Origin of the sequence: Bacillus massilinigeriensis, assembly GCF_900111815.1 — a bacterium.
GTDB lineage: Bacteria > Bacillota > Bacilli > Bacillales > Cytobacillaceae > Mesobacillus_C > Mesobacillus_C mediterraneensis.
Genome location: NZ_LT630004.1, coordinates 1201587 through 1218021, shown reverse-complemented (window position 1 = coordinate 1218021; position 16435 = coordinate 1201587). Strand labels below are relative to the sequence as shown.

Annotated in this window: 17 protein-coding genes; all 17 read right to left on the bottom strand. The window is 43.7% G+C overall.

What is annotated here, in order from left to right; all coding sequences use genetic code 11:
• Positions 1-98: 98 nt before the first annotated feature.
• The 17 genes from dapA to rnpM all read right to left on the bottom strand — a co-directional run bounded on the left by dapA (position 99) and on the right by rnpM (position 16422).
• The gene (gene dapA / locus BQ5796_RS06485; RefSeq protein WP_071459497.1) at positions 99-968 is read right to left on the bottom strand and encodes a 4-hydroxy-tetrahydrodipicolinate synthase; all 870 of its coding nucleotides are present in this window, start codon (positions 966-968) and stop codon (positions 99-101) included.
• A gap of 18 nt (positions 969-986) precedes the next feature.
• Positions 987-2225, bottom strand: a complete 1239-nt coding sequence (gene dapG / locus BQ5796_RS06480) for an aspartate kinase (RefSeq protein WP_071459496.1) — start codon at positions 2223-2225, stop codon at positions 987-989.
• Positions 2226-2269: 44 nt separating this feature from the next.
• Positions 2270-3319, bottom strand: a complete 1050-nt coding sequence (gene asd / locus BQ5796_RS06475; RefSeq protein ID WP_071459495.1) for an aspartate-semialdehyde dehydrogenase — start codon at positions 3317-3319, stop codon at positions 2270-2272.
• Between the two features lie 232 nt (positions 3320-3551).
• Positions 3552-4139 carry a dipicolinate synthase subunit B gene (gene dpaB, locus BQ5796_RS06470; RefSeq protein ID WP_071459494.1) on the bottom strand — a complete coding sequence of 196 codons (588 nt, stop codon included), beginning with the start codon at positions 4137-4139 and terminating at the stop codon, positions 3552-3554.
• Positions 4139-5038 (bottom strand): dipicolinic acid synthetase subunit A, encoded by a 900-nt coding sequence (gene dpaA / locus BQ5796_RS06465; protein WP_071459493.1) that lies wholly within the window; start codon positions 5036-5038, stop codon positions 4139-4141. Before dpaA ends, dpaB begins: the two co-directional genes overlap by 1 nt.
• Before the next feature lie 141 nt (positions 5039-5179).
• Positions 5180-5419, bottom strand: coding sequence for a YlmC/YmxH family sporulation protein (locus tag BQ5796_RS06460; protein ID WP_071459492.1), 240 nt, complete (start codon positions 5417-5419; stop codon positions 5180-5182).
• Between the two features lie 81 nt (positions 5420-5500).
• Positions 5501-6733, bottom strand: coding sequence for a M16 family metallopeptidase (locus tag BQ5796_RS06455; protein ID WP_071459491.1), 1233 nt, complete (start codon positions 6731-6733; stop codon positions 5501-5503).
• Between the two features lie 88 nt (positions 6734-6821).
• Entirely contained in the window at positions 6822-7781 is a 960-nt protein-coding gene (locus tag BQ5796_RS06450; RefSeq protein ID WP_071459490.1) for a polysaccharide deacetylase family protein, read from the bottom strand.
• Positions 7782-7893: 112 nt separating this feature from the next.
• Positions 7894-10014, bottom strand: a complete 2121-nt coding sequence (gene pnp / locus BQ5796_RS06445; protein ID WP_071459489.1) for a polyribonucleotide nucleotidyltransferase — start codon at positions 10012-10014, stop codon at positions 7894-7896.
• A gap of 321 nt (positions 10015-10335) precedes the next feature.
• Complete coding sequence (gene rpsO, locus BQ5796_RS06435) at positions 10336-10605, bottom strand: 30S ribosomal protein S15 (RefSeq protein ID WP_071459487.1); 270 nt, start codon at positions 10603-10605, stop codon at positions 10336-10338.
• Positions 10606-10729: 124 nt separating this feature from the next.
• On the bottom strand, positions 10730-11680 hold the full coding sequence (ribF, locus tag BQ5796_RS06430) for a bifunctional riboflavin kinase/FAD synthetase (protein WP_071459486.1): 951 nt from the start codon (positions 11678-11680) through the stop codon (positions 10730-10732).
• Between the two features lie 33 nt (positions 11681-11713).
• Positions 11714-12634 carry a tRNA pseudouridine(55) synthase TruB gene (gene truB / locus BQ5796_RS06425; RefSeq protein WP_071459485.1) on the bottom strand — a complete coding sequence of 307 codons (921 nt, stop codon included), beginning with the start codon at positions 12632-12634 and terminating at the stop codon, positions 11714-11716.
• Between the two features lie 62 nt (positions 12635-12696).
• Entirely contained in the window at positions 12697-13062 is a 366-nt protein-coding gene (gene rbfA / locus BQ5796_RS06420; RefSeq protein ID WP_071459484.1) for a 30S ribosome-binding factor RbfA, read from the bottom strand.
• 16 nt (positions 13063-13078) lie between these two features.
• Complete coding sequence (locus tag BQ5796_RS06415) at positions 13079-13360, bottom strand: DUF503 domain-containing protein (RefSeq protein ID WP_071459483.1); 282 nt, start codon at positions 13358-13360, stop codon at positions 13079-13081.
• Positions 13360-15822 carry a translation initiation factor IF-2 gene (infB, locus tag BQ5796_RS06410; RefSeq protein ID WP_071459482.1) on the bottom strand — a complete coding sequence of 821 codons (2463 nt, stop codon included), beginning with the start codon at positions 15820-15822 and terminating at the stop codon, positions 13360-13362. The genes BQ5796_RS06415 and infB overlap by 1 nt, the downstream gene beginning before the upstream one ends.
• Before the next feature lie 19 nt (positions 15823-15841).
• Complete coding sequence (locus BQ5796_RS06405) at positions 15842-16141, bottom strand: YlxQ family RNA-binding protein (protein ID WP_071459481.1); 300 nt, start codon at positions 16139-16141, stop codon at positions 15842-15844.
• The gene (rnpM, locus tag BQ5796_RS06400; RefSeq protein WP_071461177.1) at positions 16141-16422 is read right to left on the bottom strand and encodes an RNase P modulator RnpM; all 282 of its coding nucleotides are present in this window, start codon (positions 16420-16422) and stop codon (positions 16141-16143) included. The genes BQ5796_RS06405 and rnpM overlap by 1 nt, the downstream gene beginning before the upstream one ends.
• Positions 16423-16435 lie beyond the last annotated feature (13 nt).

Below are 16435 nucleotides of genomic sequence, written 5' to 3'. Positions count from 1 at the left end.
AAAAACATGACAACTAGAAGCATGGGACTTAGTAGAATCGAGTCAGATAAAATATAGAAAAGAACCGGCCATTCAGCTAGGAATGGCCGGTTAACAATTTACTCCGCAATTAATTCTACAAGCGTTTTTCTCTCCTCTTCTGTTAAGGGAACCAAAGGCAGTCTCACGGTACCAACATCGAGGCCTTTCAACTGAAGCGCTGTTTTTACAGGGACTGGACTTGGGGCTGCAAACAATCCTTGCATAGTAGGAAGCAGTTTTCCGTGCATCCTAGCAGCCTTCTGTATCTTTCCTGAAAAGAATGCTTCTACCATTTCCTGCATTTCATTACCAATGATATGGGAGGCTACGGAAACTACCCCCACACCTCCGATGGAAAGAGTCGGAAGGGTCAGTCCATCATCACCGCTATAAAGAACAAAGTCTTCTGGTGTCTCTGCAATAATCTTTGTCATTGCGTTCAAATCCCCGCTTGCTTCTTTAACAGCTACAATGTTAGGGATTTCTGATAATCTGATTATCGTTTCGGGCATGATATTAACGGAAGAACGTCCTGGAATATTATAAATCATCAAAGGTAAGCTTGTGTTTTCTGCAATCACCTTAAAATGCTGATAGATGCCTTCCTGGTTTGGTTTATTATAATATGGGGCGACAATCATGATTCCATCGACGCCTATTTCTTCCGCTTTTTTTGTCAGTTCTACTGTAGCATAAGTATTGTTAGATCCAGTACCCGCAATGACTGGTACTCTCTTACCAGCCACTTTTACAACATGTTGGAATAATGCAATCTTTTCTTCTTTTGAAAGGGTTGGGGATTCTCCTGTCGTGCCAGCAACGACAAGACAGTCCGTACCATTTTCTATTAAGTGATTTACTAGCTTCGTTGTTTTTGCAAAATCAATATGCCCGTTTTTGTCAAACGGTGTTACCATTGCGGTCGCAATCCGTCCGAAATGGACCATGTTTCCCACTCCTTTTTATCAATCCTGCAGCATTTCCTGCTGTTCTTTTTCCAATTCAAAAGCATCATGTAATGCATTGACAGCTGTTACGAGGTCTTTTTCTTTCACTAGAACCCAAATAGTTGTATGACTGTCAGCTGATTGGAGAATCCTGATCCCCTTCTCCGACAGTGCGGTAACAATTTTGGATGCAACACCGGGAACGCCTGCTATTCCGCCTCCGACAACGGAAACTTTTGCGCAATCCCATTCCAATTGCGGCGAATACCCTAGTTTTTCCAAAATCCCTTTTGCTTTTTCAGCCATTTCGTTTAGGACCGTATAGACTACAGCGTTAGGAGAAATGTTGATAAAATCAACGCTGATTTCATCATTTGCCATCGCCTTAAAGACTTCTGACTGCAAGTTATACTGATCTTTCTTCGCCTCAACTTTTATCTGAGTGACCTTTGCCATATGGGCGATCCCTGTTACAAGGCGTTCCCGTATGTCGCTTCCCTTGCTGTTCCTGCTAAGGGAAGTCACAAGTGTCCCGTTGGAGTCAGAATACGTTGATCGGATGCGAATAGGAACCTTAGACTGCATGGCAATTTCTACAGCCCTTGGGTGAATAACTTTTGCACCCTGATATGCCATATTGCACACTTCAGTGTAGGTAACAATTGAAAGCGGACGGGCATTTTCTGCTATTCTAGGATCTGCTGTCATGATGCCTTCCACATCTGTAAAGATATCTATCCATTCCGCATTTAATGCAGCGCCAAGCGCGGCGGCAGATGTATCACTTCCACCGCGACCGATTGTCGTAATGTCCCCGTTGGATGCTATTCCTTGGAACCCAGCTACGACTACAGCGTCAACGCTTTCTAATTCCTGTAATAACCGATCGACTTTCATATCAATGATTTTTGCGTTTGTATGATCCTTATTGGTCCTGAAGCCTGCTTGTGCTCCTGTCAAAGCCCTGGCGCTAATACCGTGTTCCAAAAGTTTGTTTGTAAAAACGACGCTCGAAATAGTCTCCCCGCAAGATAGAAGGAGATCATGCTCCCGTTTGCTCAACTCATTTTCACTGCCGCCCACAAGGCTGAGCAGTGTGTCAGTTGCATAAGGCTCCCCTTTACGTCCCATGGCGGACACGACCACCACCGCTTTATACCCTTGAGATATTGCCTGTTTGATATGCTTTATGGCATGTGCCCTGCTATCGTCATCCCTGACAGAAGTTCCGCCAAATTTTTGAACAATGATTTTCATCGTAGTACCACCCCTGGTTATCTCTATCCTGCAATTACATTAAATTATTTTACAAGACCCAATTTTACGAGGCCTTCAGCAATCTGGACTGAATTCCAAGCTGCACCCTTCAACAGGTTATCGGATACAACCCACAGATGAAAGCCTTTTTCGTTATCAAGATCCTTGCGAATCCTTCCAACAAATACGTCGCTCTTTCCGACACAATTTGCAGGCATTGGATAAATTTGCTGAGAAGGATCATCCTCTAAAATGACACCCGGAGCATTTTTCATCAACTCTTTTGCTTCTTCGACTGTAACACCTGCTTTTTCCGTTTCAAAATAAACTGATTCTGAATGGCCAGTCGCGATTGGAAGGCGCACGCATGTAGCAGCAACCTGAAGTGATGGCATATGCATAATCTTCTTTGTTTCATTGATCATTTTCATCTCTTCAAAAGTAAAGCCATTTTCTTGGAATACATCTATTTGTGGAATGGCATTAAAAGCAATTTGGTAGTGCTTATCTGCAGATTTGACAGGAAGGATAGATGGATTAGCCTCTTCTCCCTCCAAAATCACCTTTGTCTGCCTGTTCAGCTCTTCAACTGCTGCAGCACCCGCTCCCGAAACCGCCTGGTAGGTCGAGACAATCACTTTTTCAAGGCCATATTTCTGGCGGAACGGCTGAAGGGCAACAACCATCTGAATGGTGGAACAGTTTGGGTTAGCAATGATACCGTTATGGTTTTCTAAGTCTTTCTCATTCACCTCTGGAACAACCAGCGGAACGTTCTCATCCATTCTGAACGCGCTAGTATTATCAACAACAATGGCGCCACGCTTGACAGCCTCCGGAGCTAATTCTTTTGAAACGCTCCCCCCGGCACTGAACAATGCGATTTGCACACCTTCGAAGCTTTCAGGTTTTGCCTCGTGAATGGTGATTTTTTCGCCTTTAAAGACCGCAGTGCTTCCGGCAGAACGAGCAGAGGATAGCAGCGTCAATTTAGAAATTGGAAAATCCCTTTCCTCAAGCGTTTTCATCATTTGTTGCCCAACCGCTCCAGTTGCACCAACTACAGCTACATGAAATCCTTTCTCTAGAAGCATGGTTTCTTTCCCCTTCCAATATGGATTTGTAATCCGTAAAACCGATTTTCTTTAAGTATCAAACGGCAGATAGTAAAGTGCCTAAACAATCTGCCGATTCATAGTATCATTTATTTTATCATATTCATTGATGAAGGAAAGAACCATTTTCATACTTTGGTCGATAAAAGGAATAATATGTCACACAGATTTCCAATGATTCTACTTGTTCAAGAAAATGTTTCTCTTATTGCTACAAATACTCTCTAATCACCGGCTGAATCTGCTCTCCACCTATTGCACAAATGACAGTATCACTAAGTAACTCCATTTTCGCTACCATACTATTAGGCTTTTTAACTGGGTCATCTTGGCCAAACGGGATAAAATAAATATTTTTTGTCGACATGAGTTTCATCAAGTTTACACCGTTCAATCCGAGAGCATCATTTGTTGAAATGCCGAGAACAATTGGCTTTAAGTTCCGGAGCGTCGCTTTTGCAGCCATTAATACAGGCGAGTCATTCATCGCGTTGGCAAACTTACTCATTGAAACACCCGTCATTGGTGCGATAATCATACAGTCCAATGGCATTTTGGGACCTAGCGGCTCCGCCATAACGATAGTATCGATTACTTTTTTTCCTGTCAGGGCTTCAATTTTTTCAACCCATTCTTCCCCTTTTCCAAAGCGTGTATCCGTCTTTCGAACGGTTTTTGTCACGACAGGTACTACATCCGCTCCTGCATTCACCAGTTTTTCAATTTCCGGGTATACAGCTTCATATGTGCAATGGGATCCTGTCAGCCCAAAACCAATTCTTTTTCCACTAAGGCTCATCAGCCATTCCCCTTTCTCAGGCTAAATTCTTCCCCAATTAGTTGAGCGAGTACATTCGCAAGTATTTTGCCGGCAGTTTTGGGTGCCACAATACCAGGAAGGCCAGGTGCAAGGAGAGCTTTTACTCCCCTTTTTTCTGCATACCTAAAATCTGTTCCGCCAGGTTTCGATGCAAGATCGATAATTAGTGTATGGGAAGGCATTTTTGAGATAACAGAGGCTGTTACAACAGGATGTGGGATAGTATTAATTATAATATCCATATCCCTTACAATAATCGGAAGATCGTCAAGACGGAATGGCCTGAGAGACATTTCTGTTATCCTTGCAAGATGCTCGCTCTTCCTTGCTCCAACACTCACTTTTGCGCCCAGAGCATGGAAAGTGCGGGCAACGCTCACTCCCACACGCCCAAGACCAAGGACGGCGACTCTTGAACCATGAATGGTGAAATCTGTATGCTGAATTGCCATCATGATAGTCCCTTCTACTGTCGGAATCGAATTATATATCGCAACATCATCCCGTTCGAAGAGAAGAACCAGTTGCCTTTTGGCCTGCTGAGTAATACCGGTCAAATAAGCATTGCTGATTCCCGAGTAAATAATGCAATGTGGCGGAGTTTTCTCTACCATCTCTTGCGTAACAACTACCTTTTCGCTGGAGAAGATTGTTTCGACCTGCCCTTCTAAGCTGGTTCCTGGCACAGGAAGAATCAAAGCATCCTGTGCAGAAAAATCCAATTCCTCTACCTTTTCCTTTGCAGCTCCCGTAAATGCATGTTCCAGTTGCTCGAATCCAATGAGCGACAGCTTCGCATCCAGTTCAGTCAACTTTCTGATAATCTCCAGCTGTCTTGCATCCCCGCCAATGACAGCGATTTGCATTCCTGTCAGCATCGGTACATTCACCTTCTTTCCAATAATTGAACAGGAATTAAAATGATATTTACTCCAACATGATATGTAAAATAAAGCATGGTGGTGAATTACGACTATGGAGAATAAAAAAGAGAAGTGCTCCTCGTGGAAGGCACTCCTCTAATCTTCTGGGATATCGAGTATAACAATGTCTGTACCGATTTTCTTGATATGCTTCCATGGCACTTTAAGCTCATTTCCCTCTCGCTTCAAGCCGAACCACTTAACGGACGGTATCACTAATGCCATTACCTGTCCCGTCCGCTCATCAATCTCAAGATCTGTTTGACCGAGAATACCTAGCCTCTCCGCCTTTTTGACATCTACAATTTCTTTACCCCCAAGTTCACTCAATCTCATTGGGACCCCTCCTGTACTCTCAATATATGTTAAAGATTGGCCCAGCATGCAAAAAAGCCTGCGAATGCAGGCCTTTTCCTTTTATATTTTTGGGAGTTCTCCGTCCGGACTAATCACAGATACAGAATAGTTATCTGTAAAGATAGACGCAGCAAGTTGATTGACACTCATCTTCGAAACCTGATCAATCTGTTCCACAATCTCATCCAATGAACGGTGACGTCCAAGCAACAGTTCATTCTTTCCGTTTCTGCTCATTCTGCTATTGGTACTCTCAAGACTCAGCATTAGGCTCCCCTTCAATTGCTCTTTACTGTTGTTTAATTCCTTATCGGTAATTCCATCTAGCTTGAGCTTAGAGAGCGTTTCTTGGATGGTCCCATATAGAACGTCTAGCTGCTTTGCTCCAGTCCCTCCATATAAAGTAACCACCCCGCTGTCGAGGTATGCAGAGTGATAAGAAAATACCGAATAAGCCAATCCCCTTTGCTCCCGCACTTCTTGGAATAGTCTGCTGCTCATGCTGCCCCCAAGAATATTATTCAAGACAATCAGGCTGTAAATGTCCTTGTGTCCGATTCGCAAACCCTCAAAACCAAGACAGAGATGTGCCTGTTCGGTTTCCTTCTTTCTGGAAATCCTATCTGAATGGAAGGAGGGTGCAAGCTGTACTTCGTGACCTTTTCCACCCTCGTACGAACCAAACAGCTTTTCCGCTTCCGCTATAAATGTTTCAGGTACATTCCCCGCAATGGAAATTACTACATTTTCAGGCGTGTACGTGTCATGCATGTACTCGTTTAGTGTATCGCCTGTAAAGGTTTCAAGCGTTACTTCTGTGCCAAGAATCGGATATCCGAGGGAATGATCTTTGTAAATCGCTTTACCTAGCAAATCATGAACAATGTCGTCAGGTGTATCTTCATACATCTTGATTTCTTCATATACGACATTTTTCTCTTTTGCAAGCTCTTCCTCTTCAAATGTAGAATGAAAGAACATATCAGCTAGCACATCAAGCGCATAATTGGCATGATTATCAAGAACCTTTGCATAATAGCAGGTGTATTCTTTTGACGTGAAAGCATTCACCTGTCCTCCAATACTGTCAAAGGATTCTGCTATTTCCCGTGCGGACCTTGTTTTTGTTCCTTTGAAGAACATATGCTCAAGGAAGTGGGAAATTCCGTTGTTCATCTGGTGTTCATTCCTTGAACCAGTTCCTATCCAGATACCGATTGCAACTGACCGAACTGTCGGAATTTGTTCTAGTATGATTCTAACACCATTTTGACAAGTATATTTTTTAATCAAATAAATTCCTCCTCTGGAACCTGCTGCAAAAACTACTCCTGCATTAAAATAGTATATTTCATTTCGGAGGCTTTTTCCAAACAGAAGATTATTTTTTCGACATTTTCTTCATTACTCGATCCTCACTCAACAATTCCGATATTGTACCAACATGTAATTCCCTTTTATTCAGTTCTTCAATTAACCGATCGAGTGAATCTGCAGTAGACTTTGTTGGATGCATTAGGATTATCGCCCCATTATGCACCTTTGTTGTCACTCTCCTGATCAACGTATCGCTTGTGGGCTTTTGCCAGTCGATTGTATCTACGCTCCACATGATGGTACCAAGTCCATTTGCTGCAGCGATTTTCACCGTCTCATCGCGATAGCCTCCGCTTGGAGGGGAAAACCATTTAACCTGTACCCCGGTCGTCGTCTCGATAATTGCGTTAGTCTTACTGATTTCTTCATTGGCTTCTGCCCCAGATAGCTTTTCCATTTTAGGATGAGAAAACGAATGATTGCCGATCTCATGGCCCTCTTCTGCAATCATCTTTGCAAGCTTTGGATTATTCTTAACCCAACGGCCTTCCATAAAAAAAGAAGCTTTCATGCGATGCTTTTTAAGGGTTGCGAGCATTTCTGACAAGTATTCATTACCCCATGCAACGTTAATGACAAAGGCAACCATTGGTTTATCAGGATGGCCTTTGTAGACGGGTGATGGCGGAAGCTCGCTCAAGTGTACTTTTGGACTAGTTTGTTCCAAAACTAATTTATCCTCCGAAAACTCTCCGTCCTTTTTCATCCTTTGATAAGATTCCTTTATATTCACTTTTAACCCATTATAACCAGGAATTGCTTTCCACACCGGATCAATCCTTGCATCGGAGGCATTTGTCTCAAAGGAAGATGCTTTTATTTCTATTTCCCTGAGCAGCCCATTTTCATGCATAGAAACCGGTATACTATCACTTTTTAGTTTTGCCAGATAAAATTCAGAGTATGTATTGTTAACTAGCATCATTCCCAGTATGATGATGGGAACCAACCATAATTTTCGCATACACCTTCCCCCTTCCCTAAAAAGTATGAAGGGAGAGGACAAGGTAGAACAGGAGCCGGAAAAATTAGTTCCATTTATTAAAAAACCAGGGTTTCCCCTGGTTTTCTTAATACTATTTCTCAGCCTGCTCGGATTTCTCTCTTTGTTCTTTGAGGACTGCTTTACGGGACAAGTTGACACGACCTTGTCTATCGATTTCCGTTACCTTGACGAGAATTTCATCTCCGAGCTTCAACACATCTTCTACTTTACCTACGCGTTCTTCCGCAAGTTCTGAAATATGGACAAGACCATCTTTACCGTTAAAAATCTCTACAAATGCACCAAATTTTTCAATTCGCTTCACTTTTCCTAAGTACATTTGTCCAACTTCGACTTCACGCACGATATCTTCAATGATGGACTTAGCTTTTTGATTCATTTCTTCGTCAACTGATGCAATAAAGACCGTACCGTTCTGCTCAATGTCAATCTTGACGCCTGTTTCCTCGATAATCTTGTTGATTTGCTTACCGCTAGGTCCAATGACATCGCGAATCTTATCTGGATTAATCGTCATCGTCATGATTTTAGGAGCGTATTTAGAAAGTGATTTCCTTGGTTCAGCCAAAGTATTCAGCATGGATTCAAGGATTTGCATTCTTCCCTTTTTCGCCTGCTGGAGTGCTTCCTCAAGAATTTCACGGGAAAGACCCTCAATTTTGATATCCATTTGCAATGCTGTTACGCCTTTGGCTGTTCCAGCAACCTTGAAATCCATATCTCCCAAATGATCTTCCATTCCTTGAATATCCGTCAGTATCGTGTAATGCTCTCCGGATTTCACAAGACCCATTGCGATACCTGCTACAGGAGCTTTCAATGGTACCCCTGCATCCATTAATGCTAAAGTGCTTGCGCAAATACTTGCTTGGGAAGTGGAACCGTTAGACTCCAGTACCTCTGAAACAAGGCGAATAGTATAAGGGAAATCTTTTTCAGAAGGAATTACCTGTTCAAGCGCACGTTCTCCAAGCGCTCCATGGCCAATTTCCCTCCTGCCCGGTCCGCGGATTGGACCGGTTTCACCCACGCTGAATAGCGGGAAATTATAATGGTGCATAAATCGCTTTTCTTCTTCTAGTCCAAGCCCATCAAGAATCTGGACATCACCCATGGCACCTAATGTACAAATGCTGAGTGCTTGTGTTTGTCCCCTTGTAAAGAGACCTGATCCATGAGTCCGTGGAAGCAAGCCAACCTGGGATGAGAGCGGACGGATTTCGTCAGCGCCACGCCCATCTGGACGAACTTTTTCTTCCGTGATGAGACGGCGTACTTCGCCTTTAACTATCTTATCTAAAATTTGTTTGACCTGTTTTAGATCAGACTCATCTGCTTCCTGCTCTGAATACTTTTCTAAAACAGCATCTTTCACTTGTTTAATAGCATCTTCGCGCGCATGTTTTTCCTGCACTTGAATGGCGGCAATCATTTCTTGCTCGCACATTTCCCTTACTTCTGCTTCAAGCTCTGCATCAAGTTCAAAAAGAGTAATTTCGCGCTTTTCTTTTCCAACCTTTTCAACGATTTCTTGTTGGAATGCGATTAACTTTTTGATTTCATCATGGCCGAACATAATTGCTTCCAGCATGACTTCTTCCGGGACTTCCTCTGCTCCTGCCTCAACCATATTAATGGCATCCATCGTACCAGCTACAGCAAGGTGCATGTCGCTCTTCTCTGCTTGGTCAACGGTTGGATTGATGACAAATTTTCCATCCACTCTACCAACGATGACTCCTGCAATCGGACCTTCAAATGGAATGTCGGACACGCTGAGTGCAAGGGATGAACCAAGCATTGCAGCCATTTCTGACGGACAATCCTGATCGACACTCATCACAATCGAAATAACCTGGACATCGTTTCGGAAACCATCAGCGAACAAAGGACGAATCGGTCTGTCAATCAGCCGGCTTGCGAGGATTGCTTTCTCGCTTGGGCGTCCTTCCCTCTTAATGAAACCGCCAGGGATTTTCCCGACCGCATACAAGCGTTCTTCATAGTTTACAGTCAATGGAAAAAAGTCGAGGTTCTTCGGTTCTTTCGATGCCGTGGCTGTACTTAGCACCACTGTATCTCCATAGCGTACCAAAACTGCGCCATTGGCCTGTTTAGCCAGCTGGCCAACTTCAACTGTCAGCGGTCTGCCGGACCAGTCAAATGAAAACTGTTGCTTCTCTTGTTCCATGCATTAAGCCCCTCTCTAATCACTCGTACTTATTTTTCGCAAGGATTATCACCATGCGATTTACATATGGCAGTCCATGTATGTCTGCAGCAATTGCTGTTTCTTATCAATATACCTTGCAATGGCGAATAAAAACCTACAATAGGTCTTGTCCTATATATCAAAGTTGCTTACGGTACAGCTATATTATGTACAGAAAGCACATTATCTACAAGTTTTATCAATATGTAATCGAAAAGGATGAAATCCCCGATCAATCCGGAAAAAACTACCTTGAAAAATTGCCTAATAAAAAAGCGGGAAAAATCCCGCTTCTGTAGACTATCGACGTAGACCAAGACGGTTGATCAGATCACGGTAACGTGTTACGTCTTTGTTACGAAGGTAAGTCAAAAGATTACGACGCTTACCTACCATTTTCAAAAGACCACGACGTGAATGATGGTCTTTCTTATGAACGCGCAAATGACCGTTCAATGTGTTGATTTCTTCCGTAAGGACAGCGATTTGAACTTCTGGAGATCCAGTATCGCCTTCATGTGTTCTGAAGTCAGCGATGATCTCGTTTTTACGTTCTTTAGAGATTGCCATCCGTTCCACCTCCTAAAAAATAGATCCCCTGTTACCTAGCAAGCGTCGGTGACTCGACTTGCCAAGCAAAGGTTCATTTTTGGTACGTTTATAAGAATACATCTTTTGATCTTAAAATGCAAGCTTAACTCTGCTGATTTTCAAAGTATCCCCTTGCTTCTTGCTTATCTTTTTCAATTTGTAATACAAGCTCATTGATACCGGCAAACTTTCTCTCTCCCCGAATACGGGTATGCCATTCAACGGCAACATATTCACCATAAATATCATCATTGAAATCAAATATATGCACTTCCACCGATGGCTTGGGTTCCAGCCGTTCCTTGAAGGTTGGACGGTAACCGATATTGCAGACACCTTTACACCATATCCCTTTCACCTTTATCCTAACAGAATAAACACCTGTTGCAGGGGGGATATAGTCATCAATATTAACGTTAGCAGTTGGAAAACCAAGTGAAGTTCCACCCCGTTTATCCCCATGGATGACCGTTCCGCTTGTCGTGTACCGTCGCCCAAGAAGCGCGGGGAGTTCTTCCAGTCTTCCTTCCCTTATAGCTGCCCTGATACGAGTAGAGCTAACCTTCTCACCTTCCACAGTAAACTTTGAAACAACTTTATTTTCAAACATTCCCCTTGAATGAAAAGGGAGCGTTTCCATTGTTCCCCTGCCCATTTTCCCATAGGTATAGTCGAAGCCAGCAATCATCGTACGGACATTCAAACCGATCACATACTGATCAATGAACTCCTGGGGCAAAAGCTCGGAAAACGCTCTAGTAAAATGAACGACAAATAAGTAGTCGATCCCCATTTCTTTTACAAGCGAAATCTTGTCTTCGATTGACGTAATATATTCTACATGCTGTACACTCTTTCCCAAAACAACAGAAGGATGGGGATCGAATGTCATTACGGCACTTTTTGTTCCATCAGCAGCGGCTGTTTTTTTCGCTTCGAGAATCACATGCCTATGCCCAAGATGAACTCCGTCGAAGAAACCTAACGCCATGGAAAGTGGCGGGAACTCTTTCTTTTTGAAGTGGTGCGGATGTTTCAGCTTAATATATTCCATGTTACCATTCACCTTTTCTATTGATCCATGAATTTACTGCGGCGCTATTCTAAGCACTTTGTCAGGTTTCAGCAATCCTGGTTTAACAGGGTGCTTGCAGTAGATTGCCAGAAGTAGTCCCTCTTCCGTGCATACTGCAATTGGCCCTTCTTCTTCCATTAAGTACGAAGGAATTGCGAGTTGGGATCCATTCTTGACTTTCTCTGCTACTGTATCATTTATCGATAATTTCGGCAAATGGAGGACTGCCTCCTCCATTGAACGCAATAGATCTTCTACACTCCCTCGTTCTACTGCTTCTTCGATATCAGAGAAAGTATAACAGTCCTCTAAACTGAATACAGCAGACTTCACTCTTTGCAGGTAAGACATATGCGCAGGATAGCCAAGCTTCTGTCCTATTGTAACAGCAAGAGTCCTAATATATGTACCTTTGCTGCAGGAAACCTTGAAACGGAATGATATATTGTTTCCTTCAAAAATCATTCTGTCATCCAACAATTCCATCGAATATATATCGACAGTTCTTGAAGGTCTATCGATAACCAATCCTTGGCGAGCATATTCATACAATCGCTTACCGTTCACTTTAACAGCGGAATACATTGGCGGCGTTTGTATTATTTCTCCGGTTAAACTATTTAGCACGCCAAGTATTTCCTCCCGGGTGATAGGGCGATCAACATGCTTCTCTTCGATGGTTTCTCCTGAACCATCCTCAGTTGCAGTAGCATAGCCGATGGTAACTTCCCCTATGTAGCTCTTTCCTGCATCAGTGATATATTCCGCGACCTTTGTTGCTCTTCCAATACAGATTGGCAGCACTCCTGTAACATCTGGATCGAGGGTTCCTGTATGTCCGACTTTTTTTGTCCGCAAGAGTTTTCTAAGCCGAAATACACAATCATGTGAAGTCATGCCAGCAGGCTTGTACAATGGTATTATTCCTTCCAATATGTTGCACCCCTTGCCTCTTTTTCTTAAAAAAAGGATAGACACAATTGTCTATCCTTCCCCTATTCCTTATCATCGCTGTCCTTATGTTCTAATTGAACTTGATGGAGCAGCGTATCAATCCGGTGACCGTAGTCAATGGACTGATCAAATTCGAATGTAATCTCCGGGGTTTTTCGCAACCTGATTCTTCGGCCAATCTCACTTCTGATGAATCCTTTTGCTTTCGCCAAAGCCTTTAATGTATTTTCCTTCTGGGTTGCATCACCAAGAACGGAAATAAAAACTTTAGCCTGTTGAAGATCCCCGGTAACCTCCACATCTGTAACGGTTACAAATCCGATGCGCGGATCTTTGATCTTGCGGCCGATAATATCGCCCAACTCTTTTTTCATTTGTTCTCCTACACGGTTTACCCTGTGAGCCATTTCCTTCACCTCTTATTCAAAGCCATTCTATTTCTGTCATGGTTCGCTCAATTTCAGGGAATGAATCCACAAATTGCAGGGCTCTATGCAATTCCCTCTCCGCCTGTACTCGGCTGGATGATACTACAGCAAAAGCAAGCTTTGTCCGCTGCCATACATCTTGATGGCCTACTTCAGCGGCCGAAACATTGAATTTCTGTTTCAGCCGCGTTAAGACCCGCTGTAGGACCGACCTCTTGTCTTTTAAAGAAGAAGCATCATATATCAGGCATTCAAAAGAAGCAAGCCCTACTATCATTAACGTTCCACTTCTTCCATGATGTATGCTTCTAATACATCGCCTTCTTTAAGATCGTTGTAGTTTTTAACGGTAATACCGCACTCGTAGCCTGTTGCAACTTCCTTCGCATCATCCTTAAAGCGTTTGAGCGCGTCGATTTGGCCTTCAAAAATGACGATTCCGTCGCGAATAACACGTACTCCGCTGTCACGAGTGATTTTTCCTTCGGTAACATAGGAGCCGGCAATTGTTCCGATTTTGGATACTTTGAAGGTTTGACGTACCTCTGCTTGACCAATTGTTTTTTCTTGATATACCGGGTCAAGCATCCCTTTCATAGCCGATTCAATCTCTTCTATTACCTTGTAAATGATCCTATGAAGACGAATGTCTACTTTCTCCGATTCAGCTGCGCGCTTTGCATTATTATCAGGGCGTACATTGAATCCAATGACAATTGCATTTGATGCTGCTGCAAGGGTAATATCCGATTCATTGATTGCGCCAACACCAGTATGAATGATTCTTACATTAACGCCTTCAACGTCCAATTTTTGCAACGCTGCAGCTAGCGCCTCAACAGAGCCTTGGACATCCGCCTTGATAATAAGATTGAGGTCTTTCATTTCCCCTTGTTTCATATGTTCAAACAATGTATCAAGGCTGACGCGTGTCTTTTCACTGCGCTGAGCCTGTACAGCCTGCTGAGAACGGGCTTCTCCAACCTGACGTGCTGTTTTTTCATCTGCAAAAACAACAAATCTGTCTCCGGCAAGCGGCACATCGTTCAAGCCGGTAATTTCAACAGGTGTTGATGGACCGGCTTCCTTCACTCTACGGCCTAAATCATTAACCATTGCACGCACTCTGCCGAAAGTATTCCCGACTACTATAGGATCTCCAACTTTCAGTGTTCCATTTTGTACAAGTAATGTTGCAACAGAGCCACGGCCTTTATCCAATTGTGCTTCGATTACTGTTCCAACTGCATGGCGATCTTTGTTTGCCTTGTATTCTTCCACTTCACTTACAAGCAGGATCATTTCCAGAAGGCTGTCAATTCCTTCTCCAGTCAGGGCAGAAAGCGGAACAAAAATCGTTTCTCCGCCCCAGTCTTCTGGGACCAGACCATGTTCTGTCAATTCCTGCATCACTCTGTCAGGGTTTGCTGTAGGCTTATCAACTTTATTCACTGCAACAATAATTGGTACATTTGCAGCTTTTGCATGGTTGATGGCTTCGACTGTCTGAGGCATGACACCGTCATCAGCCGCGACTACAAGAATAGTGATATCTGTGATTTTAGCACCACGTGCACGCATCGTTGTGAACGCTGCGTGTCCCGGAGTATCAAGGAAAGTGATTTTCTTTCCATTATCCTCGATTTGATATGCCCCGATATGCTGGGTGATACCACCGGCTTCTCCAGCTGTAACTTTCGTATTACGGATGGAGTCGAGCAATGTTGTTTTACCGTGGTCAACATGGCCCATAATCGTTACGACTGGTGGTCTTTCCGAAAGAACAACCCCTTCATCTTCGGCAAAGTAAACTTCCAAGTCAGTCGTATCAATCAGTACTTCTTCTTCTACCTCAACACCATAATCCGATGCAATCAGCTCGATTGCATCTTTATCAAGATCTTGGTTAATTGTAGCCATAACCCCTAGCATAAAGAGTTTCTTGATGATTTCAGAAGGTTCCCGATAAAGTTTTTTAGCTAATTCGCCAACTGTAAGCGACTCAACAAACGTAATTTTCTTTGGAAGTTCTCTTTCTTTCTTGACAACCGGCTGGACATGCTGCTGTTGCTGTTTTCCCCGATTGTTTCCACCTTTACCGCCACGATTAATCCCGCGATTCTGACCGTTTCCACCGCGGCCATTTGCTGCACCCGGCTTTCTGTTCCCATTATTTTGGTTCCTTTGTTGACCGCTTTGTGTTGGACGCTGCTGTCCTTGTCCTTGCCTTTGGCCGCTTTGGCCGCCTTGTGAATTGCGCTGCTGCCCCTGGCCTTGCCTTTGGCCGCTTTGGCCGCCTTGTGAATTGCGCTGCTGCCCCTGGCCTTGCCTTTGGCCGCCTTGGCTGCCTTGACCGCCTTGTGAATTGCGCTGCTGTCCTTGTCCTTGCCTTTGGCCGCTTTGACCGCCTTGTGAGCCTTGTGAATTGCGCTGCTGTCCTTGTCCTTGCCTTTGGCCGCCTTGGCCGCCTTGTGAATTGCGCTGTTGGCCCTGGCCTTGCCTTTGGCCGCCTTGTGAATTGCGCTGTTGGCCTTGGCCTGTTTGCAGGTTACCATGATTATTTGTAGTTTGTTTATCCTCTGATTTATTAAAAATGGCGTCTAATCTCCTCACCGTATCTGGTTCCATTGCCGTCATATGGTTTGAAACCTCTATTTTCATATCTTTCAATTTTCCAATTACATCTTTGCTAGAAACATTATGTTTCTTAGCGTATTCATAAACACGTGTTTTGCTCATATTTTCACCCCCGCTAGAATTAATCGAGCAGCATAGACATTTTTTTCGCAAACCCATCATCCAGTAGGGCAACTACCACGCGTGCTTCTTTACCGATCGCTCCGCCAAGCGTATATCTGTCCTCGACGAATCGGTAGGGCACACGATAATAATTACATTTATCCAGTATCTTCTTTTGAGTATTGACCGAAGCATCCCTAGAAAGGAGAACCAGCTTTGCCTTCCCGTTTCTGATCTCTTTGACGGCCAGCTCTTCACCTGAGATGGTTTTGCGCGCTCGATTGGCCAAGCCAAGCAATGACGTCCACTGACCTTTCATCAGATTAGTCTTTTCTCCTTTTCTATTAGCTCAATCAGCTCATCGTAAATGGAAACATCAACCGGAGCCTCCAGCTGTTTGGAGAGTATCCCCTTTTTCTTGGCAAGCTGGATCACTTCCACTTCTTTAGAAAGATAGGCACCGCGCCCAGATTTTTTTCCGGTGGGATCGATCGATACCTCTCCCTCCTTAGAGCGAACGATGCGAACAAGTTCCTTTTTGGGCCTCATTTCACCGGTTGCGACACATTTTCGCATCGGAATTTTTTTTCGGCTGTTCACAGTCATTTCCCTC